The sequence below is a fragment of the Agromyces sp. Soil535 genome (genome assembly GCF_001428255.1).
In the GTDB taxonomy this organism is placed as follows: Bacteria; Actinomycetota; Actinomycetes; order Actinomycetales; family Microbacteriaceae; genus Agromyces.
This window is the reverse complement of the sequence record NZ_LMRW01000026.1, coordinates 109511-133964: the sequence shown is the minus strand read 5'-3', so window position 1 is coordinate 133964 and position 24454 is coordinate 109511. Positions and strand designations below refer to the sequence as shown.

Genomic DNA, 24454 nt, shown 5'->3' with positions numbered 1-24454 from the left:
GCTGGAGGAGACCCTCGACGGAGGCCCGCGACCGACATGCGCCGATGTCCTGCGTTGTGGAGGACTGGTCGCACCGGAACGCTCGTGCGCCCCTCGCGTTCGCCGCGAATGCCCGGACGAAGCCGTCGTCGTTCGAGTGGGGGCAGAGGAGTATCTCTCCGCAGAATCGATCGACAAATCGACAAATCGACAAATCGACAAATCGACAAATCGACAAATCGACAAATCGACAAATCGACAAATCGACAAATCGACTTGTCGACAAATCGACTTGTCGACAAATCGACTTGTCGACAAGCCAACGAGTGGGTTTGTCGACAAGTCGCCGAAGTAAACGGATCAACCGATCCTGCAGCGGGCAACTGCTGCAGGACGCCAAGCACTGGCGAGGGGGAGGGCGAGGGCGAAGGCAAGGGCAAGAGCGAGTTTGAGAGGGGAAGCAAGGCGAAGGTGGGCGGGAGCGCGTCGGAGAGTCAGGCGGGGGCGCAGGCGGGGCGAGGGCGAGGTCCACGAGACACGCGAACCGTCGCGTGAAGGGGTGTGCTGAGAGCGACAGCGCAGCACGGGCGAGGTGGTCGGCCGGCCCACGTGCGACCCCCGGATGCGAGTGAGCGGATGCCCCCGGTGGGGCATCCGCTCATTCGGTGCGACGCAGCCGGCCCTACAGCTCGGCAGTCTCCGCTTCGGCCACGATCTTGGCCTCGATGGACTCCTCGAGGCGGTTCGGCGCGGAGACCTCGCCGTGCGCCATCGTGAGCTCCGCGTCGAGGTCGGTCGCCGCCTGCTCGAACTGCGAGTTGTAGAGGCGCCAGTACGCACCCTGCCGCTTGATGAGCTCGTCGTGCGAACCCTGCTCAACGATGTCGCCGTGCTCCATCACGAGGATGAGGTCGGCGTCGCGGATCGTGGAGAGGCGATGCGCGATCACGAACGACGTGCGCCCCTCGCGGAGGGCCGCCATCGCGTGCTGGAGGAGCAGCTCGGTGCGGGTGTCGACCGAGGACGTCGCCTCGTCGAGGATCAGCACCGACGGCTGCGCCACGAACGCGCGGGCGATCGTGATGAGCTGCTTCTCGCCGGCCGACACGTTCGACGCGTCCTCGTCGAGCACCGTGTCGTAGCCGTCGGGCAGCGAGTGCACGAACCGGTCGACGTACGTCGCCCGGGCGGCCTCGAGGATCTCCTCGTCGGTCGCCGACTCGCGTCCGTAGCGGATGTTCTCGCGGATGGTTCCGGCGAACAGCCATGGGTCCTGCAGCACCATGCCGGTGCGCGCCCGCACGTCGTGCCGCGTGAGCTCCGCGATGTCCTGGCCGTTCAGCAGGATGCGTCCGCCGTCGAGCTCGTAGAACCGCATGATGAGGTTCACGAGCGTCGTCTTGCCGGCACCCGTCGGACCGACGATCGCGACCGTCTGGCCCGGCTCCACCCGGAACGACAGGTCGCGGATGAGCGGCCGCTCGGGCGTGTACGCGAACGACACGTTCTCGAACATGATGGTGCCGTCTCCGTCCACCGGCTCCGGGGCGTCCGCCGGGTCGTGGTCCTGCTCGTCGGCGTCGATCAGCTCGAACACGCGTTCCGCCGACGCGGTGCCCGACTGCACGACCGCGGCCATGCCGCCGAGCTGGGCGAGGGGCTGCGTGAACTGCTGCGAGTACTGGATGAACGCCTGCACGTCACCGAGGCGCAGCTGGCCGCTCGCGACCATCAGGCCGCCGAGCACGGCGATGCCGACGTAGGTGAGATTCCCGATGAACATCATGCCGGGCATGATCATGCCCGAGAGGAACTGCGCCTTGAACGATGCGTCGTAGAGCTCCTCGTTCTCGGCCCGGAACTTCTCGCTCGCGTCGTGCTCACGACCGAAGACCTTGACGAGCGCGTGGCCCGAGAACGACTCCTCGACGCGGGCGTTGAGGCGTCCGACCTTCTTCCACTGCACACCGAACGCCGCCTGCGACTTCGGGCCGATGACGCCGAAGATCACGGCCATGAGCGGGAGCGAGACGAGCGTCACGAGCGCGAGCTGCCACGAGATCGAGAACATCATGATGATCACGCCGACGACCGTGAGCACGCTCGTGAGCGCGCTCGAGAGCGACTGCTGCATCGTCTGGGTGATGTTGTCGATGTCGTTCGTCACGCGCGAGATGAGCTCGCCGCGCTGCATCCGGTCGAAGTAACTGAGCGGCAGGCGGTGCACCTTCGCCTGGACGTCCTCGCGCAGGCGCCACATCGCGCGCACCATGATGACGTTGATCACGTAACCCTGAATCCATGACAGCACGGATGCCACGATGTAGAGCATCAGCACGATGATCACGACCTGGCTGAGTCGCACGAAGTCGATGCCCTCGCCTGGGGTGAGCGTCGCGGCGCCGATGATGTTGGCGAGGTCGTCCTGGCCCGAGGCGCGGAGCTGCTCGACGACCTGCTCCTGCGTCACGCCCGCCGGCAATTGCAGCGAGATGTATCCCTCGAAGATGATGTTCGTCGCCTCGGCGAGCACCTTCGGTGCGATCACCGTGAGCACGACGCCGATCGCGCCGAGGAGCGAGGCGAACGCGAACGACCACTTCCAGGGCGCGAGCAGGCCGAGCATGCGACGGAAGCTCGCGCCGAAATCCTGCGCCTTGCCGGGCTTGACGCTGTCCCAGTCGCCGGAGTTGATCCGGGCCTGCTCGGCGAGCTCGAGTTCGAGGAGCTCCTCCTCGGTCATGGGCTTCGGCTCGGCGCCACGGCCTCGACCACGACCGCGGCCCGCATCCCGGTTCTTGGTGTCGCTGCTCATGCCTGGGCCCCCACTCCGAGCTGGGATTCGACGATCTCGCGGTAGGTGCTGGATGTCTCGAGCAGCTCTTCGTGCGTGCCGAGCCCGACGATGCCGCCGTCGTCGAGCACGATGATGCGATCGGCATCCGTGATCGTGGACACGCGCTGCGCGACGACGATCTTCGTCACCTCGGGCAGCTCACGCCAGAGCGCCTGTCTCAAACGCGCATCGGTCGTGAGGTCGAGCGCCGAGAACGAGTCGTCGAAGACGAGGATGTCGGGCTGGTGCACGATCGCCCGGGCGATCGCGAGTCGCTGTCGCTGGCCGCCCGACACGTTGGTGCCGCCCTGCGCGATGCGGGCGTTCAGCCCGCCCTCCATGTCGGCGACGAAGTCACGGCCCTGCGCGACCTCGAGCGCGTGCCAGAGCTCGGCGTCCGTGGCCTCCTCGCGACCGAACCGCAGGTTGGAGGCCACCGTGCCGGCGAAGAGGAACGGGCGCTGCGGCACGAGGCCGATCGTCTTCCAGAGCCGATCGAGGTCGGCCTCCCTCACGTCGACGCCGTTCACGCGCAGGCTGCCGCCTGTGGCGTCGAAGAGGCGTGGGATGAGTGAGACGAGCGTCGTCTTGCCCGCCCCGGTGGAACCGACGATGGCCACCGTCTCGCCGCGCCCGGCGCGGAACGAGATGCCCTCGAGCACCGGGTGCTCGGCTCCGGGATAGGCGAACGCGACGTCGTCGAACTCGACCGTTCCGACCTCGGGGAACTCCGCGATCGGCGTCGCGGGTCGCGCGAGCGTGGACTCGCTAGCGAGCACCTCGCCGATGCGCTCGGCCGAGACGGCGGCGCGCGGGATCATGATCGTCATGAAAGCGGCCATGAGCACGCCGCCGAGGATGATGCCCACGTACTGCATGAAGGCGAAGAGGGTGCCGATCTCCACGGAGCCATCGTCGACCTCGAATGCGCCGAACCAGATCACACCGACCACGGTGACGTTGAGCACCAGCATGAACAGCGGGAACAGCGTGATGAAGAGCGTGCCCACGCGTCGACCGACGTCCATGATGTCGGTGTTCGCACCACGGAACCGCTGCTCCTCGATGCGCTCGCGCACGAACGCCCGCACGACGCGGATACCCGTGAGCTGCTCGCGCAGGATGCGGTTCACGGCGTCGAGTCGCTTCTGGTACGACCGGAACAGCGGCACCATGCGGGTGATGACGATGCCGGCGACCACGAGGATGGTGATCACCGACGTCCAGATCAGCCAGCTGAGCCCGACGTCCTCCTGCAGCGCGAAATAAATGCCGCCGATCGCGAGCAGCGGCGCGCTCACGAGCATCGTGGCGCCCGTCATCGCGAGCATCTGCACCTGCTGCACGTCGTTGGTGTTGCGGGTGATGAGCGAGCCGGGGCCGAACTGCGACACCTCGCGCTCGGAGAAGGCGCTGACCTTGTCGTACACGTCGTTGCGGATGTCCCGGCCGAGCTTCATCGCGGCCTTCGCGGCGAAGTAGGTGGCGATGATGGCCGCCGTGATCTGGGCGAGCGAGATCGCGAGCATGAACATGCCCGTCGACCAGATGAACGCGGTGTCGCCCTTCGCCACGCCGTCGTCGATGATGTCGGCGTTGAGGCGGGGCAGGTAGAGGCTCGCGAGCGCCGAGAGCAGCTGGAACACCAGCACCCCCAGCAGCAGCCACCGATACGGCCTCAGGTAGCGGATGAGGAGTTTTCCGAGCATGTCATCTCCGGACGTGCAGTGAAGGGTGTGGAGTCGACGGATGCCTCGGTCAGACGCGTTCGTGCGTGCAGATCGGCGGCCCGGCGTTGGGCGTGCGGAATCGAATCCCCGATGCGAATCCCGCGCAGCATTCGACCCTTCCACGAGGTCGGCGAGGGGTCAAGTCGATCGGATGCCGCCGCGCCGCGGTGTTCACGCAGGGCGAAATCCCAGATCAGCGGTCGGGGCTCGGCGCCATCCGGTAGGCGACGAGCGACGCGATCGCGAGCCACGCCCAGCCGGCGACGACCGCCAGCCAGAGCAGCCCGATGCCAGCGGGGACCATCGCGAGCGCCGCTCCGCCGACGAAGCCGAGCACGATCACGGCGGCGGCGACGAACGACGTGACCGCGGCCCCGCGACGCCCCTCCCGCCGGAACCAGGTGCCGACGATCACGGCCGCGACGGCGAGGCTCACGAAGCCGACCGCGCCCGCCATGAGGTGGAGCAGCCCGCTCGTCGACGCGGTCGTGGCATCCGTGCCGCCGGGCGGGAATCCGCCCATCGGGTCGGGCGGGAAGATGGCCGCAATGAACAGGCTCACTCCGTAGAGGCCGAGGAACACGCCGGCCCAGACGTTGCGCCGGCGCGGGAGCAGGCGTGCGAAGCCGACGGCCGCCGCGAGCACCATGAGCCCGCTGAGTGCGAGGTTCAGCGCCTGGATCCAGCCGAGCGGCCCGAGCATGAGCGCGCTCAGCGCATGGCGGGAGAGGTCGAAGCCCGGCACGAACAGCGCCTGCGCGAGGCCGACGATCAGGTAGAACGGGCCGGCCACGACGCCCCAGCCGAGGAGCGCCTTCGTGACCGCGCGGCCGCGGTCGAAGGTCGTGGTGGACGAGGAAGCGGGAACTGCATCGGACATCGTGCTCACCTTCCGTTGGTGTCATGTCGTGTCGATTCGGGGCTATTGCCCCCATTGGTGTAGTATTGCACCGAGCAGGGCAAAAGTAAACGGATGAGTGCAAGAGAGTGGAGATCAGCAATGACCGTGCAGGCCACGTCGTCCGACCGGGCCGACTACGAGGACCCACGCATCACCCGCTCGCGTGCGCTCATCATGGCTGCGGCCGCGCGCGTGTTCATCGAGCACGGCTATCCCGGCACGAGCGTCGACGACATCGCGGTCGAGGCCGGCGTCTCCAAGCGCACCGTCTACAACGTGTTCGACGACAAGGAGCAGTTGTTCCGGGCGATCATCGGCGAAGCCATCGCCACCGCCGAGCGGTTCTCCAACGAGCTCGTCGCCACCACGGCAGAGGCCCCGGATGCCGCGGCCGCCCTCACCGCGCTCGCGCGCGAGCTGGCGGCATCCGTGCTGGGCGGTCGCGTGGTGCCGCTGCGTCGGCTGCTCATCGGCGAGGCCAGGCGGTTCCCCGAGTTCGCGACCGAGTACTACGACCGCGCGCCCGGCAGGGTCATGACGGCGGTGGCGGGGGCGCTCCGCGCATTCGACCAGCGCGGGCAGCTCCGGGTCGACGATGCCGAGCTCGCGGCCGAGCACTTCGCGTTCCTCACGATCGGGGCGTCGCTCGACCGGGCGCTCTTCGAAGCGGGCACGGATGCCGCGAGCGCCGACGCGGCGATCGAACGCGCCGAGCGGGGGGCCGCCGCGTTCCTCCGCGCCTACGCCCCCTGACGCGCGGATGCCGCGGCCGGAGATCCGACCGCGGCATCCGGTGCCTCACAGGGTGACGTCAGCCGCCGATCGCGGCGAGCGCGTTCACCTGACCGTGGCCGTTGAACCCGTTGTAGCCGATGCCGCCCTGGCACACCTGCGGTGCGCCGTTGTCGAGCGCCGGGAAGTCGGCGTACACCGACATGTCGGTCGGGCACGCGATCGGGTCGGCCGTGTTCTGGATGATGGATGCGACCTTGCCCGGGCTCGTGACACCGGTGCTCACCACGAGCGCCGCGATGCCTGCGACGTGCGGCGACGCCATCGACGTGCCCTGGATCCAGCAGTACTGGGCGCCGCCGCTCGTGAACAGGATGCCGCCGACGCACGGCAGGCTTGCCGGCCACGTCGAGAGGATCCGGCCTGCGCCCGGGTCCGCCGTGATCTGGAAGCGGCGGTCGCCGCCCGGTGCGACGACGTCGGCGGTGCCCACGCCGTAGCTCGAGTAGTACGACTTGAACTCCTGGTCGCCGTTCGCGGTGACGCCGATGACGCCCGGCACCTCGACCGGCACGACGGCGCAGGCGTTCGAGATCTCGCGGGTGACCGGCGTGGTGTCGTCGGGGCTCGTGACATCGCCCGTGGTGTGGGCGAGGTCGTCGCGCTGGTTGCCCTCGGCGGCCACGACGACCGTGCCGCTCTGCTGAGCGAACTTGATCGCGCGCCGCTCGGCCTCCCAGATGGCCCGCTGCTCGGGATCGTTCTTGCAGTTGAAGAGCCACGGGTCGGCGAAGTAGCTGTTGTTCGTCACCTGGATGCCGTGCTCGGCCGCCCACACGAACGCGCAGACGACGGCCTCAGGGTAGAAGAGTCCGTCGATGGTGCTCGTCTTGATGCCCGCGATCTTCACGTTCGGCGCGACGCCGACGATGCCGAGGTCGTTCTTCGCCGCGGCGATCGTGCCCGCGGTGTGGGTGCCGTGGCCGTGGTCGTCCATCCATGCCGCCGGGTCCTGGTTGGGCACGCCGCCGACGCAGGAGACGCTGCGGCTGAAGTCGACGTTCGCGGCGAGGTCGGGGTGCGACCAGTCGAGGCCGGTGTCGATGTCGCCGACGATCACCGAGGTGCTGCCGCCGTTGATCGCGCGCGCTTCGGGGGCGGAGATCTGGTCCATGTCCCACTGCCAGCCGCCGAGCGGGTCGTCGCCGGGCGCCGGCGTGCCGGGCTCGATCGGCTCTGCGGCATCCGCCGACGCCTCGTCGTCATCGAGTGCGACGCCGAGCCCGGCGGTCGAGGCGGCGCCCTGCACCGAGGCATCCGCGGCCTCCACCGCGTCAGCGAAGCCGACGCGATCGCTCGCCACGACCGCGACGCCGATCTGCGGGTAGGTCTGCACCACCGTGCCGCCCGCGGCCTGGACGGCCGAGAGCGATGACTTCGAGACCGCGTTCGCCTTGTACAGCACGAGGTAGGTCTCGGTCGCGCCGGTCGCGGTCGCCGCCTGCACCGGCGCCGCGACGGCCGGCGCTGCCGTGAGACAGAGCCCCGCGGCGAGGGCGAGAACGCCGATCGGCGCGGTGAGTCGGATGAGTCTTCGCACGGTGATGCTCCTTCTGTCGGCGGCATCACGCGATCGCGGGACACCGCATCGTGACCCTTGGATTCCCTCGGCGACTGCCGGGGGACGCCACGGACGCCCGGTCGTGCCGGGCGTCCATGTCGGCTCCGAGCGTACAGAGCCGCGCCAACCGTGGGCAAGGATCGACCACGACGGGATGTCACGGTCGTCCGGGGTCGGGACGATCGGCTCGCAGGTGCCCCTGTGGAGGGACACAATGGTTCGCGGAGGTCGCCGATGATCAGCAGGAAGCCGGGAATCACGGGCTCCACGCTGACCCGCGGCCTGGTGATCGCCACCATCGTCGTCGCAGGGCTCGCCAGCCCGATCGACCGCGTCGTGGTCGGCATCCCGGCCTGGCAGTACCTGGGCGCGGACGCCTGGGCGGCCTACAGCCGTCATGCCGACCTCGGCGCCGGCCTGATCGTGTACCCGGTGGCGGGAATCGGCCTCGCGCTCCTTGCCATCGCCGCGGCGATCAGCAGCAGTGTCGACCGCCGCACGCCCCGGGCGGCACGTTTGCCGATCTACCTGGCCGCCCTGGGTGCGATCGGAGTGATGGCCACCACGGCCATCGCCGCCCCGATCATGCTCAGTGTTCCGAACCTCGATGATCCGGCCGCGGTCAGCGACGCGTTCAACCGGTTCACGCTCTGGGGTCTGCAGATTCGCGGCGCGTTCTGGGCGATCGTCTTTCTGGCCGGCGTCTGGGCGCTTGCCGTTCTCCCGCGAAATCCCAGATCCCAGCTCCAGGAGGTCGCCGATGACTGACGCGCACGAGGTCCTGAACCAGGTTCCGTGACGTCACGGCGCCGCGAGCGGCAGGAAGCGCCGGTCCCCGGAGGCGGCCACGCTGTCGAGCATCGCACCCGCGGCGCCGAGCAGGGGTGCGCGCAACGGATGCCCCTGCCGCCGTGCCACGCGCGGCCCGAGAGCGCGGAGCAGTGCGGTCAGGGCCGGCAGCGGGCGCATGGCGATCGTGATCTCTGCGATGGTGTTCGCCTCGCCGAGCCGAAGGCGCTGCAGCTCGGTCACGTCCACCCGGTCGGCGATGCGCGCGGTCGCCGAGAGCATGACCGTGCGACCGTCGGCCGCGCGCAGTTCGTCGACGAAGCGGATGTCGCGCATCACGGCGAACACGTCGTCGAGCAACTCGAACAGCTGCGAGCGGCCCTCGAAGCGGAAGCGATCGGTGAGCGGTGAGACGAGCACGACATCGGGCGCGAGGCATCCCACAGCAGCGGCGGCGTCACCCGCTTCGGCCGCGGACCGCCACTGCGCGACCGTCTGATCGACGCTCATCGGGGTGGCCGGGTCGGCTCCGGGTGCCGGGCCGATTCCGTGTGCCGGGCCGGCTCCGACCACGCCTCCGTACCACGACTCCGTCTCATTCATGCGCGCACCTCCTCGTCGTGTGGTTCCTCGGCCCCGAGCACTCGCCCGATGAGCATCGTGCCCCGGGCGATCCGGCCTCCGGGGCCCGGCCGCGGCGTGACCTCGCCCGCCAGCACCTCGCCGCCGCACGAGGCGCAGGTCACGTGGGCCTCGAGGTGTGCACCGCAGACGTCGTGCTCGAAGAGGATCGGCGGGACGCCGTCGCTGCGCCACCGGTCTCCCCAGGCCGTGAGTGCGATCAGCAGGGGCACGAGCTCCGTGCCCGCCTCCGTCAACCGGTAGTGATGACGCACTGGCCTGCTCGAGTACGGCACCTTGCAGAGCACTCCGCCCGCCACGAGCGTCTCGAGCCGGTCGGCGAGGAGTCCGCGGGAGATGCCGAGGTCGGCGGCGAGGTCGTCGAATCGGTCGAGGCCGAGGTAGACGTCGCGGATGATGAGCGGCGACCACCAGTCACCGATGACTTCGAGCGATCGCGCGATCGAGCAGTGCATGTCGGCGAACGACGTCTGGCGCATGGCATCAATGTAGTGAGTTCGACGATTGAACGCACTCGGGGGACGGACGTATGGCACGACAATGAGACGTGGAGGTCGACGATGATCAGCACGCACGAGGTTGTGAATCAGGTGCCGCCCCGCGAGGGCGTCGATGAGTATGCGGCGAACGTGCCGCTCGTCGAGGCCGTGGCGCGGTGGGGGCGCGGTGGCGCCGACATCGGCGCGGGCGGCGTCGGTTCGCGCGGCGTCGGCCGCGCCGGGGCGGTGGAGCGCGGCGGTGCCGCGGCATCCGTGCTCCACAGCATCGGCATGCTCGTGGGGTCTGCCGCGTTCCAGCGCGATGCCGAGCGGGCGAACACGCACCCGCCGGTACTGCACGCCCACGACCGGTGGGGCAACCGCATCGACGAGGTCGAGTACGACGACGCGTACCACCGCATCATCGGTGCCGCAGTCGGCGCGGGCGCGCACACGTCGGCCTGGGCGAACCCGGGTCCGGGCGCGAACGTCGACCGCGCCGCGGCGTTCACCCTCTTCGCGCAGGTCGAGCCCGGGCATGCATGCCCGGTGTCGATGACGCATGCCGCGATGCCGACGCTCGCGCTCGCGGCATCCGGTCTCCAAGACGAGTGGATGCCGCGGCTGCTGTCCCGCGAGTACGCGCCGGAGCTGGGCGGGTCGGGTCTCGAGACGCCGCCTGCGGCGGCTCCTCGACCCGCGGAACCCAAGAGCTCGGCGCTCATGGGCATGGCGATGACGGAGAAGCAGGGCGGATCCGACGTCCGGGCGAACACCACCCGCGCCGAGCCGACCGGCGGCGACGACGCCTGGGGGGGCGAGTTCCGGCTGACCGGGCACAAGTGGTTCTGCAGCGCGCCGATGAGCGACGCGTTCCTCGTGCTCGCGCAGGCGCCCGCCGGCCTCACGTGCTTCTTCGTTCCGCGCGTGCTGCCCGACGGGTCGCGGAACGTGTTCCGCATCCAGCGCCTGAAGGACAAGCTCGGCAACCGTTCGAATGCGTCGAGCGAGATCGAGTTCGACGGCACGAGCGCGTGGCTCGCCGGCGAGGAGGGCCGCGGCGTCGCCGCGATCGTGCAGATGGTCACGCACACCCGCCTCGACTGCGTCATCGGATCGGCCGCCGGCATGCGGCAGTCCGTCGCGGAGGCGGCGTGGCACGTGCGGCACCGCAGCGCGTTCGGCTCGCTCCTCGTCGACCAGCCCGCGATGACGGCGGTCGTGGCCGACCTCGCGCTCGAGTCGGAGGCCGCGACCGTCACGGCCATGCGGCTCGCCCGCGCCTACGACCACGATGCGGATGCTTCAGAGCAGGCGTTCCGACGTCTCGCCACCGCCGTGTCGAAGTACTGGGTGTGCAAGCGCGGGCCGGGCCACGCGTACGAGGCGCTCGAATGCCTCGGCGGCAACGGGTACACGGAGGCGTTCCCGCTCGCCCGCCGCTACCGCGAGCAGCCGCTGCTCGCGATCTGGGAGGGCTCGGGCAACGTGATCGCCCTTGACGTGCTGCGAGTGCTCGCCCGGGAGCCCGAGGCGTTCGACGCCTTCTTCGACGTCGTCGGGTCGGCGGTGGGTGAGCACGCGGCGCTCGATCTGGAGATCGCCGAGGCGCAGGCGGTGGTGCTCGAGGTGTCGGCGGATGCCACGGGCGCCGCGTGGCGGGCAAGGGAGCTCACCGAGCGGCTCGCCCTCGTGCTGCAGGCGTCCCTGCTCGTCCAGTACGCGCCGACGCCCGTGGCCGACGCGTTCGTGCGGACTCGGGTCGAGGGCGACAGCGGACTGCTCTACGGCGCGTTGCCCCCGGGCATCGACACGACGGCGATCCTCGCGCGGGCGTAGCTCGCGGGTTGAGGAGCGGCGGAGCCGCGTCTCGAAACCCGCCCGCGCGACTGAGTTCGAGACACCGCCTCCGGCGGCGCTTGGACGCGGCATCCGCTCAGACCGGGCGGTAGTGCGCCACGGTGACACCCTTCGGCGTGGTGATGCTGCGGGTGAGCTCGAGTTGCTGGTGCGTGTCGCCGAACATGCGGATGCCGCTGCCGAGCACCACCGGATGCACGATGAGCACGTACGCGTCGACGAGGCCGGCTGCCGCGAGCGAACGCACGAGCTCGCCGCTGCCGAGGATCGTAAGGTCGGGTCCGTCGGTCTGCTTGAGCTCGGCCACGGTGTCGGATGCCTCGCCGGCGAGCAGGGTCGAGTGCTGCCAGTCGAGATGCGTGTCCGGATGCCGCGACGTCACGAACTTCTCGACGCGGTTCATGTACTCGGTGTAGGGATTCCCGTCGGTCTGGTGCGGCCAGAAGGCCTCCATGTGGCGGTAGGTGCGGTGCCCGAAGAGGAGCGCGCCGCCAGAGTCCATGCCGACGCCCATCTCGGCGGCGAGCGCCTCGTCGTTGCCGGCGAGCGCCCAGCCGCCGTACGGGAAGCCACCGCGGGTGTCCTCGTCGGGCGACATCGGCGCCTGCATCACGCCGTCGAGCGAGACGTTGTTGTTCACGGTGATCGTGCGCATGCGCCCATCCTGCGCCGATGCGGTCGCAACCGCGAGTGTCTTCCTCGGCGATAATCGGTGCCGGAGTGCCGGAGTGCCGGAGTGCCGGAGTGCCGGAGTGCCGGAGTGCCGGAGTGCCGGAGTGCCGGAGTGSAGTGCCGGAGTGCCGGAGTGCCGGAGTGCCGGAGTGCCGGAGTGCCGGAGTGCCGGAGTGCCGGAGTGCCGGAGTGCCGGAGTGCCGGAGTGCCGRAGTGACGGCGCCGCATCACGGACGAAGTCGTTGGCGAGCCGCTCAGCGGACGAGGCGCACGAGGGCGTCGAGCGCCGGCCGCTGCCCCTTCACGAGGCGTTCGCGCGCGTCGTCGGGCGTGAACCATCCGGCCCCGTCGAGTTCGGGGAACGACTGGAGCCGACCCGACCTGGGCGGCCACTCGATCTCGAAGGTGTTGCTCACGACGTCGTCGGGGTCGAAGTCGGACTCGCCCGCGAAGACCGTGACGACCTTCCCCGACGAGTACCGGAACGCGCCGAGCTCCCGGTACTCGACGTCAGGCGCGGGACGGCCGATCTCCTCGGCGAACTCCCGCAGCGCCGCGGCGAGCGGCCCCTCGTCGGTGAACGTGCCCTTCGGGATCGACCAGGCCGCGGCATCCTTGCCACGCCAGAACGGCCCGCCCATGTGGCCGAGGAACACCTCGAGCCGCGGCTGCCGCCGGAAGAGCAGGATGCCCGCACTGGTCTCCGCCATGGGGACACGCTACCCGCCGCGCCCCGACCGACGGCCATCAGAAGGGAGCAGGCATCCGTATCAGTCGTCGTCCAGCACGCCCTCGGCGTCGCGGATGACGATCCTCGGTCGCCCGCCGGGACCGATCCCGGCGATGCCGGGGAGCCCGCGGAAGAGCGCGCGGGCTGCGGTGCCGACGCGGGTGACGTTCGAGAAGTCGAGCACGAGGCATCCGTCGTCGCTCACCATCGAGGCCAGCCGTGTCAGCACCTCCTCGGCGCCCGTGAAGAAGATCTCCCCGCGGAGCACCGCGATCGTATCGCCGCCTCCGTCGATGCGGTCCTCGCGCGTGAGTTCGCCGATGGGCGAGTGCGGGGCCCCGCGGTGCTGCAGCATGTGCAGGCCGTAGCGCTCCGACAGCGTCTGCAGCACCACGATGCCCCGCACGCTGTTGCCGCGCTCGTCGAGCCTCGGGCTGAACGTGCCGATGCCGAACTGCCCGGGCTGCACCGCGACGATGCCGCCGCCCACGCCGCTCTTCGCGGGCAGGCCGATGTGCACGAGCCATTCGCCCGACTCGTCGTACATGCCGCAGCTCGTCATGACCGCGGTCGCCCACCGTGCGGCATCCTCGCTGATCACGCGCTCGCCGCTGACCGGATTGAGCCCGCCCGCCGCGAGGGTCGCGCCCATGATCGCGAGGTCTCGGGCGGACACGGTGAGCGAGCACTGTCGGAAGTAGGCGCCCGTCGCCACTTCGGCGGTCGAACCGAGTGTGCCCGCCGACTGCGTCAGATAGGCGAGGGCGCGGTTGCGGTCGCCGGTCGCGTGCTCGGACTCGAACACGGACTCGTCGAGGTCGAGTTCCCGGGCGGCGAACGCATTCAGCCCGGTGTTGATGTTCGAGAACTTCTCCTCGGCCGTGTCGCCGGCGATGAGGGAGCTGGTGACGATGGCGCCGGCGTTGATCATCGGGTTCAGCGGGCGACCGGATGTCGCCTCGAGGCTGATCGCGTTGAACGGCTCGCCGCTCGGCTCGAGCCCGACGTGCCGCGTGACCTCGGCGAGGCCCGACTGGTCCAGCGCGAGCGCGAACACGAACGGCTTCGACACCGACTGGATCGTGAACGTCGTGTCACTGTCGCCCGCCTCGTGCACCGTGCCGTGAACACTGACGAGCGTCGCGCCCAGCGCCTCGGGGTCGGCGTGCGTGAGCTCGGGGATGTACGAGGCGAGCGCGCCGTCGGTGTGCGGCCGCGCGACGTCGAGGACCGATCGCAGGACCACCCGCACGGGATCGCGCAGGTCGGGCAGGTTCGGCTCGTACAGCTCGTCCTCGGCCATGGCGCCAGCCTAAGGGTGACGTCGGCCCGCCGCGACCCTCGTCCGGGGAGCGGCCGATGCCCGTCGATCGGCCGCTCGGGCGTGTATGTCCGAGGGATGCCGGCGAGCGAGCGTACCGTGAGCGCCATGACGAACCAGGTGCAGATCACGGTCGAACAAGATGTACTCGACGAGCCGTGCCCGCGCTGCGGGTCCACCGCGGTGCGCGTGGTCGTCCACTCGACATGGGTCGAGGTCACGGCCGATTCCGCGTTGACGGATGCCGCGGGCGGCGCCATCCCCGTCGACGACCCGCTCTTCGACTGCCGCGAGTGCGGTTTCGAGTGGGGCGAGCTCGTGCGCGACCTCATGAGCTGAGGGCGCTGCCGGCTGTGGATAACAGCCCGCTCGCTGCCGGTGGTCGCTTAGGCTCGTCGCCGTGCCCGAGTCGAGAAGCCGCCGTCGCGCGTACCGCCGCATGGCTTCGGCCGCCGCGGGCGCTGGGATCGCGGTGCTCCTCTTGAGCGGATGCGTCGGCTCCCCCGTGCCGACGGCGACTCCGACCGCATCGGAGACGGCCGAGCCGATCTTCGCATCCGACGAGGAGGCGCTGGCCGCGGCCGAGGCGGCCTACCGCGAGTACAGCGCGGCACTGAACTCGATTGCACGCGAAGACAATCGCAATCCAGAGCGCATCACAGCGGTGGTATCTGGTACCTACGCCGAGCAAGTCGAAGCGCTGTTCAACGACCTCACGCAACGGGGTTTATCCATCGAGGGTGAATCGACCGTGGATTCATTCCGGTTGATCGAGGCCGTCGAGGTCGACCGTCGCGCGGAAGTGACGATCCTCCTTTGCTCTGATGTAGGTCTAAGCAAGATCGTGGATGCCGCTGGGAATGACGTCACTCCGCCAGATCGTCCTGACCGGTCTGCGCTCCTGGCCGTGATCGTTTCAGCCGAGAACGATCCGACCGACCTCGTCGTCCAGAAGGAAGAACCGTGGTCGGGCGAGTACTGCTGACGATTGCCCTTGCGCTTGGAAGCAGTGGCCCTGCGCTCGGCGAGACCGGAAACGACGGCGACTCGAACGGGGGGCTACTCGGAACGATCGTCTCAGACTCTGGCGGTGGCCGCGTTGATCTTGAGGCGACCTACGGGCACGAGAGCGACGGTCAGGTCATCGATCGGTCAGTAGGTGATAACGACGCGAGTGGCTCGGTGCCGCCCATCGTGGAGACCGAACCAACACCACCCCCACCCGAGACCTGCAGCCCCGCCAACGTCAACCTCTGCGCGGGCGACCCGTCCGCCCCGCCCGAGGATCCAGCCGCCGCGCCCGTAGTCGTGACGCTCCGCGACATCGTGTCCTTCCGTCCCGCCACACCGGGCCACGAGATGGAGCCCGGCGGCTGGGCGATCGTCGGGCTTCCGGCGAACTTCGTGGCCGCGGCATCCGTCGAGGTGGTCTCGGGCACGCTGCTCGGGCAACCAGCCGATGTGCGGTTCACGCCGGTCGGGTACCGATGGACCCACAGCGACGGCGCCGTCGTCGATTCCGGCACGCCGGGGGCGACGTGGGCGGTGCTCGGGCAGCGCGAGTTCACCGCGACGCCGACGAGCCACGTATACGGAGCGCCCGGCGAGTACACCGTGGACCTCGCGGTGGTGCTGAGCGCGGAGTACCGCTTCGCCGGCTCCGCGTGGCGCTCGATCGCCGGCACGCTCACGGTCGCGAGTGAACCGCAGCGCGTCCTGGTGGGCGAGTTCGACACGGTCCTCACCCAGGGCGACTGCAACGCCAACCCGTCCGGACCCGGCTGCTGACGGTTGCGGCCCACAACAGAGGCCGCGAGCATGGATGGCATGAGCGAACTGTGGGAGTCAGCGGCCGCGCATACCGCTTCGCTCGAACTCGAGAGCGTTCGAGCTGTGATTGCGGAGGGGATGCAGCTGCTCAGCGGCGATATGCACGGGTACCGCTTCGATGTCGTGAGCTCGCCCTTCCACTCCTGAGCGGGGGAAGGCCGAACGAGAGGACCGGACATGAGACTCAGCTCCACGGACTTCGACGACGGCGGGCGGCTCGACATGCGACACGGGAAGAAGTTCGACAACGTGTCACCGCACCTCGCGTGGTCCGACTTGCCGAGCGGAACCGAATTGCTCGCATTGACCATGATCGACATCGATCCGGTCGCGCGCGGCTTTGTGCACTGGTTCGTCGACGGCATCCCGCCGGTCGACGGAGAATTCGGAACAGGAGCCGGGGGAGAGGTACCGGTGGGGCGCGAACGCACCACCTACGCCGGGCCGTTCCCGCCATCCGGCACACACGAGTACGTCATCACCCTCTATGCGCTCGACTCGTCTGCGCCATCAGTCTCGGCGACGACGTCGGCGACCGACTTCCCCGACCTCGTCCGCGGTCACGTGCTCGACACTGCCTCGCTCACCGGCAGGTTCACCAAACCGAGTTCCTGAACCTCGCAGCGCGCCGAGACGGCACAGGTCAAGCGCACCCTTGACAGGTGCAACGGTTCGCGGGAGTCTAACCCCTAGGGTCCGCAGTGAGCACCAGAGACGTGGCGAACATCGGGCACGCGCGACGACGACGTCATACCCTTCTGGCCGGAGACGGGCCGAAGGAGTCGTCATGGCTGGAATACGTTCCATTCCCACTCGGATGGTCTTCGGTATCGCCGCGCTCGCCGTGGTGTTCGCGACGCTGGGTCCCGTCGGCGCGAACGCGGTGGACGATGATGGCGCCCTGGACATGTACACGGTGGACGTGAGCGGAGCGGAGGCGGCCGAGATCGTCGCTGGCGGCTTCGACGTCGCCGACAGCAGGAACACCGAGACGGGCGTGAGCCTCGACATCGTACTCACCGACGACGAGGCGAAGGGCCTCCGTCAGCGCGGTCTCGATGTCAAGGTCAAGAAGAACAAGGACGGCAAGTCCGCTCGGGAGCTTGCTGCCGAGCAGGCGGCGGCCGGTTTCACCGTCTGGCGGTCATGGGACGAGCAGGGCGGCATCCGTGATGAGCTGTACCGCCTCGCGGCGGAGAATCCGCAGCTGGTCAAGCTCGAAGTGCTCGGGCAGACCCACCAGGGTCGCGAGATCATCGCGCTGAAGCTGACCCAGGGCGCGAGCGGCATCGCGGACGGCACCCGGCCGGCGGTGCTCTACAGCTCGACACAGCATGCCCGGGAGTGGATCTCCACCGAGGTGAACCGGCGGCTGGTGAACCACTTCATCGACGGCTGGCGGGCCAACGACCAGGAGATCAGGGACCTCCTCATGAACAACGAGCTGTGGTTCGTCGTCGTAGCCAACCCCGACGGTTACCAGTACACGTTCGACACCGAGCGGCTGTGGCGGAAGAACCTGCGCGACAACGACAACGACGGCCAGATCACGCGGGCCGACGGCGTCGATCCCAACCGCAACTTCCCCGAGCACTTCGCATACGACGAGGAGGGTTCGTCGTCGCAGATCAGCAGCGACACCTATCGTGGCCCCGCGGCCGGATCCGAGCCGGAGACCCAGGCGATGATGTCGCTGTTCGACCGGGCCGACTTCTCGTTCCAGGTCAACTACCACTCCTACGGGCAGTGGCTGCTGTACTCGGAGGGCTGGCAGATCGGCACACCCAGTGCGGACGACCCCATCTACTTCGCCTTGTCCGGCAACCGCGACAACCCGGCCATTTCCGACTTCGAGCCGGGCCTGTCGTCCGACGTGCTGTACGTGACCAACGGTGAGACCACCGACTTCGCGCATTCCCAGCGCGGAACGCTGGCCTGGACGCCGGAGCTCGGCGAAGGCGATCCGGCCGGGGGGTTCGTGTTCCCCGACGACGAGGCGCAGGTGCAGGCCGAGTTCGAGCGCGCCCTGCCCTTTGCGCTCGACGTGGCCAAGTCTGCGGCCAATCCAGCGGAGCCGGTGTCGCACCTGGGCCTGACGACCAAGCCCTTCTACCTGAAGAGCGACGACACCTACAAGGAGGGGCTGCCCCTGGCGAACTTCACCTTCGAGTACTCCTACGGCGACCCGCAGGAGGTGCGCGTCACCGCGCGGCGCAGCCTGGGCGACGTGACGCTGATGTACTCGATCAACGGCGACCCCGCGATCGACGCGCCGACCGAGGAGTGGACGGGCGGTGACCGCTACGGAGGCAAGACCGGCGTCCACTACCGGATCATGAGCGGACTCGTCACGGGGACAGATCCGGGCGATAGCGTCGAGGTCTGGTTCGAAGGCGGCGGAGAGACCAGCGAGTCGTTCACCTACCAGGCCGTCGAGGAATCCGACGACGACGTGCTGATCCTTGCTGCAGAGGACTACACGGGCGCCTCGCCGGTACAGGCCGGCGGACCGAACTACCTCAGCTTCTACGAGGACGCGCTGAACGCCAACGGCACGGGATTCGACGTCTACGACGTCGACGCGCGCGGGCGGACTGCACCGGACAGCCTGGGTGTGCTGTCGCACTACGACGGCGTCATCTGGTACACCGGCGACGACCTCGTCACCCGCGAACCCGGCTGGGGCGGCGGCAACGCCTCCCGCTTGGCGTTGGACGAAGCCCTCGAGGTTCGTGACTTCCTCAACGAGGGCGGCCGGGTGCTCTACACCGGGAAGGACGCCGGCACCCAGTACACGCCGAACATCAGCACCCAGTTGTACGACCCGACGGCTGCGAATGCGGAGTGCCGCGCCGACCCGGCAGTCGTGATCCGGTGCCGGCCTCTCAGGGGGTCGGGCGACCTCACCAACGACGTCATGCAGTACTGGCTCGGTGCGTACCTCTTCGTCGACGATGCCGGTACTGTCCACAACAACAAGGGAAAGGTCCTCGGCCTCCTCGACGTCCTCGGCGTCGACACGCCGTTCACCGGGTTGGACTGGGGGTTCAACGGCCCGCACAGTGCCAAGAACCAGGACCACAGCAACTCGTTCATCACGACGAGCGGCATCCTCGACCCGGCCGTGTACCCGCAGTTCGAGAGCTGGGTCGCGGGCAGGTGGGATCGTGAGGGCGGCCCGTTCGAGCCGCACACCGGCGATGGGTATGTCTACTCGCAGATCGGCGACGTGTCGTACAAGCGCCTGACCCGCACGATCGACGTGCCGGCCGGCGGTGCCACGATGTCCTTCTGGACGTCGTACGACACCGAGGCCGAATGGGATCACGTGGCTGTCGAGGCCCGCACGGCAGGACAGGAGGATTGGACGACCCTGCCCGATGCCAACAACAACACGACCCAGAGCACCGGGGAGAGCTGCCCGGCCGGTTGGCGTGAGCTGCACCCGCACCTGGACCACTACCAGACGTTCGTCGACGACACGACCTGCAACCCGACCGGCACCACCGGCGAGTGGTGGGCCGCGTCCGGGAACTCGGGCGGCTGGCAGCAGTGGTCGGTCGACCTGTCGGCGTACGCCGGCGGTCAGGTCGAGGTGTCAATCGCCTACGTCAGTGACTGGGCCAGTCAGGGACTGGGCGTGTTCGTCGACGACATCGAGGTGTCGACGGGTGCGGGCACGACCTCGTTCGAGGGCAACGACACCGGCGGCTGGGAAACCACCGGACCGCCCGCCGGCAGTGCGCCGAACCCGAACAACTTCATCATCACGACGGCGGCGGGTTTCCCCGAGGCTGCCGTGGTGGCCACGCCCAGTTCGCTCATGACCGGCTTCGGTTTCGAGGGAATCACGGATGCCGCCACCCGAGCCGCGTGGATGGACCGGGCATTGGATCACCTGCTCGACTGAGCTGAAGCCCCCAACCTCCCGACGGCGGACACCGTGGGGCGGCCGGTCGACCGGCCGCCCTACGGCTTCGACGTGGTCGGCTCGCCGTTGCGTCCCTGATCGGCGACGATCGTCTCGTCGAACAGGCGGCGCACCCCCGCCATCCCTTCGAGCTTGAACGCGTCGCGCTGCCGCTCCGCGCCCGTGCCGTCGCGCAGCAGGCGTCCCGACACCTCCTTCACGAGCTCGAGGTCGCCGGCCTCGTGCAGCTCGCCCTCCAGCATCCGCACGAAGCCCGTGAGTGTCTCGTCGGCGGGCGCGAGTCCACCCGACAGCGGGTCGAAGACGCGCTCGCGCATGCCGAAGTGCGCGGAGTGCAGGAGCGCCGCCGAGAGCAGCTCCGACGGCACGTCGGCCGAGTCGTTCGCCGCGGCATCCGTCGCATCGGGCCTCGCGAGCGCGTGCGACACGATCGCACGGCACAGCGACGCCACGAGCAGCGCGGTGTCGAACTCGAGCTGGGCGTCGCCCATGCGGAACTCGATGGTGGGCAGGTGCGCCGAGAGCCGGATGTCCCACATGATCACGCCGAGGTCGACGGTGCCGCCGATGCCGAGCAGGCGACGGACGCGGCGGTCGTAATCGGCGGCGTCGAGGAACGACGGCGGGCTGCCCGACGTCGTCCACCGGCGCAGCAGCACCGTGCGCCAACTGTCGTACCCCGTGTCGTAGCCGCGCCACAGCGGCGAGTTCGACGAGATCGCCGTGAGCAGCGGAAGCCACGGGCGCGCCGCGTTCAGGGCGATGACCCCGTGCTCCCTACTGGGGATGCCGACGTGGATGTGCAGGCCGCTCAGCTGGTGATCGGCGATCACGCCGTCCATGTCATGCACGATCCGCTCGTAGCGCTCTATCGGGCTGATCGACGGGAACGCGGCGGCGTCGGGCGGCGTTCCGATACTCCCGACGACGACCCCGAGCTCGGCGGCGCGGTCGGCGACGAACCGGCGGAAGCCCAGCAGCGCCCGGCCAGCATCATCCATCCGCTCGAAGACCGCGGAGGCGTGCTCCACCTGCGACGCGAGGAACTCCGGGTGCGCCACCGGATGCCACTCCGGCGTCTTCTTGAGGCGCTCGAGGACGACGTCGGCGACATCCGCCGGACGCAGCGTCCCCGGATCGAGGAACTGGAATTCTTCTTCGATGCCGAACGTCGTCACGTGCGACCCCTCCATCGCCGGCCGGATGCCCCACTCGAACTCTCGCGACGCGATTGCGACCTGTCAACCCTGTGTCGAGAAACGTCGCACAGCCTCGACATACTGATGGGAGCGCGGTCCGGCCTCCCGAACGAACGATCATCCGTACGATCGAAGGAGCGAATTCCGATGAAGTACCTCATCCAGATCTACAGCAACCCCGAGTCCCGCGCCATGTGGGAGAGCTTCAGCGCCGAACAGCAGGCAGAGGGCTACGCCTACTACCAGGGCATCAACGATGAGCTCTCGTCGAGCGGTGAGCTCGTCGCGAGCGAGGCGCTCGCCGACGTGTCCCTCGCCAAGCGCGTGACGCACACCGAAGACCGCACCACCGCCAGCGACGGCCCGTTCGCCGAGACGAAGGAGCTGCTCGCCGGCTTCTACCTCGTCGACGTCGACAACGAGACTCGCGCCGTGGAGATCGCGGGACGCTTCCCCGAGGCCGAGTTCGGGCTCATCGAGGTGCGCCCCGTGCTCGACATGGCCGCCCGAGGCGACGTCTGAGCAGCCGATCGTGAGCGATGCCGTCCGGGCACTGCGAGACGCCGCACCGTCGGCGCTCGCGGTGCTCGTGCGGCGCTACGGCGACTTCGAGGCGTGCGAGGACGCCGTGCAGGAGGCCCTGATCGCGGCATCCGCCCAATGGCCGCACGACGGGGTGCCCGACAGTCCGCGCGCCTGGCTCGTGCAGGTCGCGTCGCGGCGCTACGTTGACCAGGTGCGGTCGGATGTCGCACGCCGCCGCCGCGAGTCGCTGGCCGCCGAGCTCGAACCGCCGCCCGCACCGGTGCCGGCGGTCGATGACACGCTGACGCTCTTCCTGCTCTGCTGCCACCCCGCCCTCACGCGCCCGGCGCAGGTCGCGCTCACGCTGCGGGCGGTCGGCGGGCTCACGACCGCCGAGATCGCCCGCGCGCTGCTCATGCCCGAGGCCACGGTCGCCCAGCGCATCTCGCGGGCGAAGGCGCGCATCCGGGCGAGCGGCGAGGGGTTCCGGATGCCGCACGCCGACGAGCTCGCGTCCCGCCTCGCCGCGCTCCGCAGCGTGCTCTACCTGATCTTCACCGAGGGGCACACCGCCAGCTCGGGCGATCGGCTCGCCCGCGTCGACCTCTCGGCGGAGGCGATCCGCCTCGCTCGGCAGTTGCACGACGCCGCACCGGATGCCTCGGGCGAGACCACCGGCCTGCTCGCGCTCATGCTCCTCACCGACGCGCGGCGGGCGGCACGTACCGACGCGGCGGGCGCGCTCGTGCCCCTCGACGAGCAGGACCGCTCGCACTGGGACCCCGCGATGATCGACGAGGGCGTCGCGCTGGTCACCGATGTGCTCGATCGCGCGCCGATCGGGCCATACCAGTTGCAGGCCGCGATCGCCGCGGTGCACGACGAAGCGGCCTCGACCGAGACGACCGACTGGATCGAGATCCTCGGCCTCTACGACCTGCTCGCACGCCTCGCGCCGGGTCCCATGGTGACGCTCGGGCGCATCGTCGCGGTCGCGATGGTGGAGGGGCCAGAGGCCGGCCTCGCCGCGCTCGACCGCGCCGAGGGCGACGATGACGGCGGGAGCGGGTCGACGCTCGCCGACCACCACCGCACCTGGGCGGTGCGGGCGCACCTGCTCGAACGGGTGGGATCCCCGGATGCCGCGTCGCTCGCGTTCGCCGAAGCCGCCCGCCGCACGCTCAACGGGCCCGAGCAGCGCTATCTCGCCGCGAAGGCGGAGGCGCTGCGCAGCACGGCGGGTTGAGGAGCGCTGCGCGCCTCCTCAACCCGCGCAGGCGGTCAGAGGTCGAGCACCTCGAGTGCGACCTCGACGTCGTCGCCCCCGCCGATGCCCTCGGCCGTGCGCACCGCCTTCTTGACCGGCAGCACGTAGCTGCCCTGCTTCGCATCGGGGAACACCGACGTCGACCAGGTCGAGCCGCCGATCGTCACCCGCACGCGCACCGCCCCGAAGCCACGCGGCATGCGCGGCACCTCGCGGATGTCGTCGGCTGCCTCGTCGGGCAGGGTGACGAAGAACCAGCCACCCTGAGCGCTCCACTCCCAGAGCGGCGCGGTGAAGCGGAATCGCATGTTCGGATGCTACCTGCGAGGTCCGACACGCGCGGGCCGCGCTCCCGAGCCACGTACCCTTGAGCGCATGAGTCGGCCCCCTGCCCCGGCGCGCCTTGCGACGCGTCGCGCAGCCACGACCTCGAGAGCGGCGGTCGGGCTGTCGCTCGGCATCGCCCTCGTGCTGCTCTTCGTGGCGATCCGCGTGCTCGCGCCCGAGTCCGTCGGCGACGTGCTGTCGAACACGGTGCGGGACTTCTTCACCCTCTCGATCAGCGTCGTCATCGAGAGCCTGCCGTTCGTCTTCCTCGGCATCCTGCTCTCGATCGTCGTGCAGGTGTGGCTGCCCGACGGCTTCCTCCTGCGGCACCTGCCGAAGAACGCGGTCGCCCGGCGCGTGACGATCTCGCTCCTCGGCGTACTCCTGCCCGTGTGCGAATGCGGCAACGTGCCGCTCGCACGCGGCCTGATCCTGCGCGGACTCACCGTGGGGGAGTCGATGACGTTCCTGCTCGCGGCGCCGATCCTGAACCCGGTCACGATCATCACCACCTACCAGGCGTTCGGATGGTCCGACGGCATCCTCGTGTCGCGCATCCTCGGCGGCTTCGTCATCGCGAACCTCGTGGGCTGGATCTACAGCCGGCACCCGAGCCCGATGAACCTGCTCACGCCGCGATTCCAGGCGAGTTGCGCGCACGCGCACGACGAGGTGCACGCGCCGCGCGTGCGTCGCACCGTCGACATGTTCGCGAAGGAGACAGGGGCGATGCTGCCGGCGCTCTTCGTGGGGTCGGCGGTCGCGGGCCTCATCCAGGTGGCCGTCTCACGCGACGTGCTCATCACGCTCGGCCAGAACCCGGTGCTGTCGGTCTTCGCGCTCATGGCGCTCGCGTTCGTCATCGCGATCTGCTCGAACGTCGACGCCTTCTTCATCCTCGCGTTCGGCTCGACATTCATGCCGGGCGCGATCGTCGCGTTCCTCGTGTTCGGCCCGATGATCGACGTGAAGATGCTCGCGCTCATGCGCACGACGTTCACGGCGAGGACACTGCTCCAATTGACGCTGATCGTGGGGCTCGCGAGCGCCGCGCTGGGGCTGGGGGTGAACGCCCTTGCGTAG

23 protein-coding genes are annotated in these 24454 nt (G+C 69.3%); 12 read left to right on the top strand and 11 right to left on the bottom strand.

Annotation, left to right across the window (positions count from 1 at the left end):
• Positions 1 to 661 precede the first annotated feature (661 nt).
• The 3 genes from ASG80_RS19145 to ASG80_RS19135 all read right to left on the bottom strand — a co-directional run bounded on the left by ASG80_RS19145 (position 662) and on the right by ASG80_RS19135 (position 5425).
• A complete protein-coding gene (locus ASG80_RS19145) occupies positions 662 to 2722 on the bottom strand; it encodes an ABC transporter ATP-binding protein (protein WP_156401976.1) in 2061 nt (686 codons plus the stop codon).
• Between the two features lie 68 nt (positions 2723 to 2790).
• A complete protein-coding gene (locus tag ASG80_RS19140) occupies positions 2791 to 4524 on the bottom strand; it encodes an ABC transporter ATP-binding protein (protein ID WP_056733700.1) in 1734 nt (577 codons plus the stop codon).
• 214 nt (positions 4525 to 4738) lie between these two features.
• Complete coding sequence (locus tag ASG80_RS19135; RefSeq protein WP_056733699.1) at positions 4739 to 5425, bottom strand: DUF998 domain-containing protein; 687 nt, start codon at positions 5423 to 5425, stop codon at positions 4739 to 4741.
• Positions 5426 to 5545: 120 nt separating this feature from the next.
• Between ASG80_RS19135 and ASG80_RS19130 the strand changes: the two genes are divergently transcribed.
• Positions 5546 to 6199: a TetR/AcrR family transcriptional regulator gene (locus tag ASG80_RS19130; RefSeq protein WP_156401961.1), complete on the top strand. Its 654-nt coding sequence runs from the start codon at positions 5546 to 5548 to the stop codon at positions 6197 to 6199.
• A 58-nt stretch (positions 6200 to 6257) separates the two neighbouring features.
• Here ASG80_RS19130 and ASG80_RS19125 read toward each other — a convergent pair whose 3' ends face one another.
• Positions 6258 to 7778, bottom strand: a complete 1521-nt coding sequence (locus tag ASG80_RS19125) for a S8 family serine peptidase (protein WP_056733695.1) — start codon at positions 7776 to 7778, stop codon at positions 6258 to 6260.
• A gap of 306 nt (positions 7779 to 8084) precedes the next feature.
• Here ASG80_RS19125 and ASG80_RS19120 point away from each other — a divergent pair, with 306 nt between their 5' ends.
• Positions 8085 to 8567, top strand: coding sequence for a hypothetical protein (locus tag ASG80_RS19120; protein ID WP_156401960.1), 483 nt, complete (start codon positions 8085 to 8087; stop codon positions 8565 to 8567).
• Positions 8568 to 8600: 33 nt separating this feature from the next.
• Here ASG80_RS19120 and ASG80_RS19115 read toward each other — a convergent pair whose 3' ends face one another.
• Both ASG80_RS19115 and ASG80_RS19110 read right to left on the bottom strand, forming a co-directional pair.
• Positions 8601 to 9191 (bottom strand): nuclear transport factor 2 family protein, encoded by a 591-nt coding sequence (locus tag ASG80_RS19115; RefSeq protein WP_056733691.1) that lies wholly within the window; start codon positions 9189 to 9191, stop codon positions 8601 to 8603.
• Complete coding sequence (locus ASG80_RS19110; protein ID WP_056733689.1) at positions 9188 to 9709, bottom strand: helix-turn-helix domain-containing protein; 522 nt, start codon at positions 9707 to 9709, stop codon at positions 9188 to 9190. Before ASG80_RS19110 ends, ASG80_RS19115 begins: the two co-directional genes overlap by 4 nt.
• Positions 9710 to 9790: 81 nt before the next feature.
• Between ASG80_RS19110 and ASG80_RS19105 the strand changes: the two genes are divergently transcribed.
• Positions 9791 to 11548 (top strand): acyl-CoA dehydrogenase family protein, encoded by a 1758-nt coding sequence (locus ASG80_RS19105; RefSeq protein ID WP_056733687.1) that lies wholly within the window; start codon positions 9791 to 9793, stop codon positions 11546 to 11548.
• A gap of 97 nt (positions 11549 to 11645) precedes the next feature.
• Here ASG80_RS19105 and ASG80_RS19100 read toward each other — a convergent pair whose 3' ends face one another.
• From ASG80_RS19100 to glsA, 3 genes are all read right to left on the bottom strand, one after another.
• The gene (locus tag ASG80_RS19100; RefSeq protein ID WP_056733685.1) at positions 11646 to 12224 is read right to left on the bottom strand and encodes a dihydrofolate reductase family protein; all 579 of its coding nucleotides are present in this window, start codon (positions 12222 to 12224) and stop codon (positions 11646 to 11648) included.
• Positions 12225 to 12495: 271 nt separating this feature from the next.
• A complete protein-coding gene (locus tag ASG80_RS19095; RefSeq protein WP_056733683.1) occupies positions 12496 to 12951 on the bottom strand; it encodes an NUDIX domain-containing protein in 456 nt (151 codons plus the stop codon).
• A gap of 60 nt (positions 12952 to 13011) precedes the next feature.
• A complete protein-coding gene (gene glsA, locus ASG80_RS19090) occupies positions 13012 to 14274 on the bottom strand; it encodes a glutaminase A (protein WP_056733681.1) in 1263 nt (420 codons plus the stop codon).
• A 126-nt stretch (positions 14275 to 14400) separates the two neighbouring features.
• Here glsA and ASG80_RS19085 point away from each other — a divergent pair, with 126 nt between their 5' ends.
• The 6 genes from ASG80_RS19085 (at position 14401) to ASG80_RS19060 (ending at position 20032) form a co-directional block, all read left to right on the top strand.
• The gene (locus ASG80_RS19085; RefSeq protein WP_156401959.1) at positions 14401 to 14631 is read left to right on the top strand and encodes a hypothetical protein; all 231 of its coding nucleotides are present in this window, start codon (positions 14401 to 14403) and stop codon (positions 14629 to 14631) included.
• Between the two features lie 61 nt (positions 14632 to 14692).
• Complete coding sequence (locus ASG80_RS19080; RefSeq protein WP_156401958.1) at positions 14693 to 15277, top strand: hypothetical protein; 585 nt, start codon at positions 14693 to 14695, stop codon at positions 15275 to 15277.
• Positions 15278 to 15474: 197 nt separating this feature from the next.
• Positions 15475 to 16080, top strand: a complete 606-nt coding sequence (locus ASG80_RS19075) for a hypothetical protein (protein ID WP_156401957.1) — start codon at positions 15475 to 15477, stop codon at positions 16078 to 16080.
• 39 nt (positions 16081 to 16119) lie between these two features.
• Positions 16120 to 16269 carry a hypothetical protein gene (locus ASG80_RS19070; RefSeq protein WP_200952627.1) on the top strand — a complete coding sequence of 50 codons (150 nt, stop codon included), beginning with the start codon at positions 16120 to 16122 and terminating at the stop codon, positions 16267 to 16269.
• Positions 16270 to 16299: 30 nt separating this feature from the next.
• Entirely contained in the window at positions 16300 to 16737 is a 438-nt protein-coding gene (locus tag ASG80_RS19065; RefSeq protein ID WP_056733671.1) for a YbhB/YbcL family Raf kinase inhibitor-like protein, read from the top strand.
• Positions 16738 to 16909: 172 nt separating this feature from the next.
• A complete protein-coding gene (locus tag ASG80_RS19060; RefSeq protein WP_156401956.1) occupies positions 16910 to 20032 on the top strand; it encodes a M14 family metallopeptidase in 3123 nt (1040 codons plus the stop codon).
• A 59-nt stretch (positions 20033 to 20091) separates the two neighbouring features.
• Here ASG80_RS19060 and ASG80_RS19055 read toward each other — a convergent pair whose 3' ends face one another.
• Positions 20092 to 21231: a YbdK family carboxylate-amine ligase gene (locus ASG80_RS19055; protein ID WP_162256656.1), complete on the bottom strand. Its 1140-nt coding sequence runs from the start codon at positions 21229 to 21231 to the stop codon at positions 20092 to 20094.
• 168 nt (positions 21232 to 21399) lie between these two features.
• On the opposite strand from ASG80_RS19055, the gene ASG80_RS19050 reads away from it, so the two are divergent.
• Together ASG80_RS19050 and ASG80_RS19045 are read left to right on the top strand one after the other, a co-directional pair.
• Positions 21400 to 21774, top strand: a complete 375-nt coding sequence (locus ASG80_RS19050; protein ID WP_056733665.1) for a YciI family protein — start codon at positions 21400 to 21402, stop codon at positions 21772 to 21774.
• Between the two features lie 10 nt (positions 21775 to 21784).
• On the top strand, positions 21785 to 23023 hold the full coding sequence (locus tag ASG80_RS19045; RefSeq protein WP_056733663.1) for an RNA polymerase sigma factor: 1239 nt from the start codon (positions 21785 to 21787) through the stop codon (positions 23021 to 23023).
• Between the two features lie 35 nt (positions 23024 to 23058).
• On the opposite strand, the gene ASG80_RS19040 is transcribed toward ASG80_RS19045, so the two are convergent.
• Positions 23059 to 23352: a DUF1905 domain-containing protein gene (locus ASG80_RS19040; protein WP_056733660.1), complete on the bottom strand. Its 294-nt coding sequence runs from the start codon at positions 23350 to 23352 to the stop codon at positions 23059 to 23061.
• Positions 23353 to 23419: 67 nt separating this feature from the next.
• Here ASG80_RS19040 and ASG80_RS19035 point away from each other — a divergent pair, with 67 nt between their 5' ends.
• Positions 23420 to 24454: a permease gene (locus ASG80_RS19035; protein ID WP_082590697.1), complete on the top strand. Its 1035-nt coding sequence runs from the start codon at positions 23420 to 23422 to the stop codon at positions 24452 to 24454.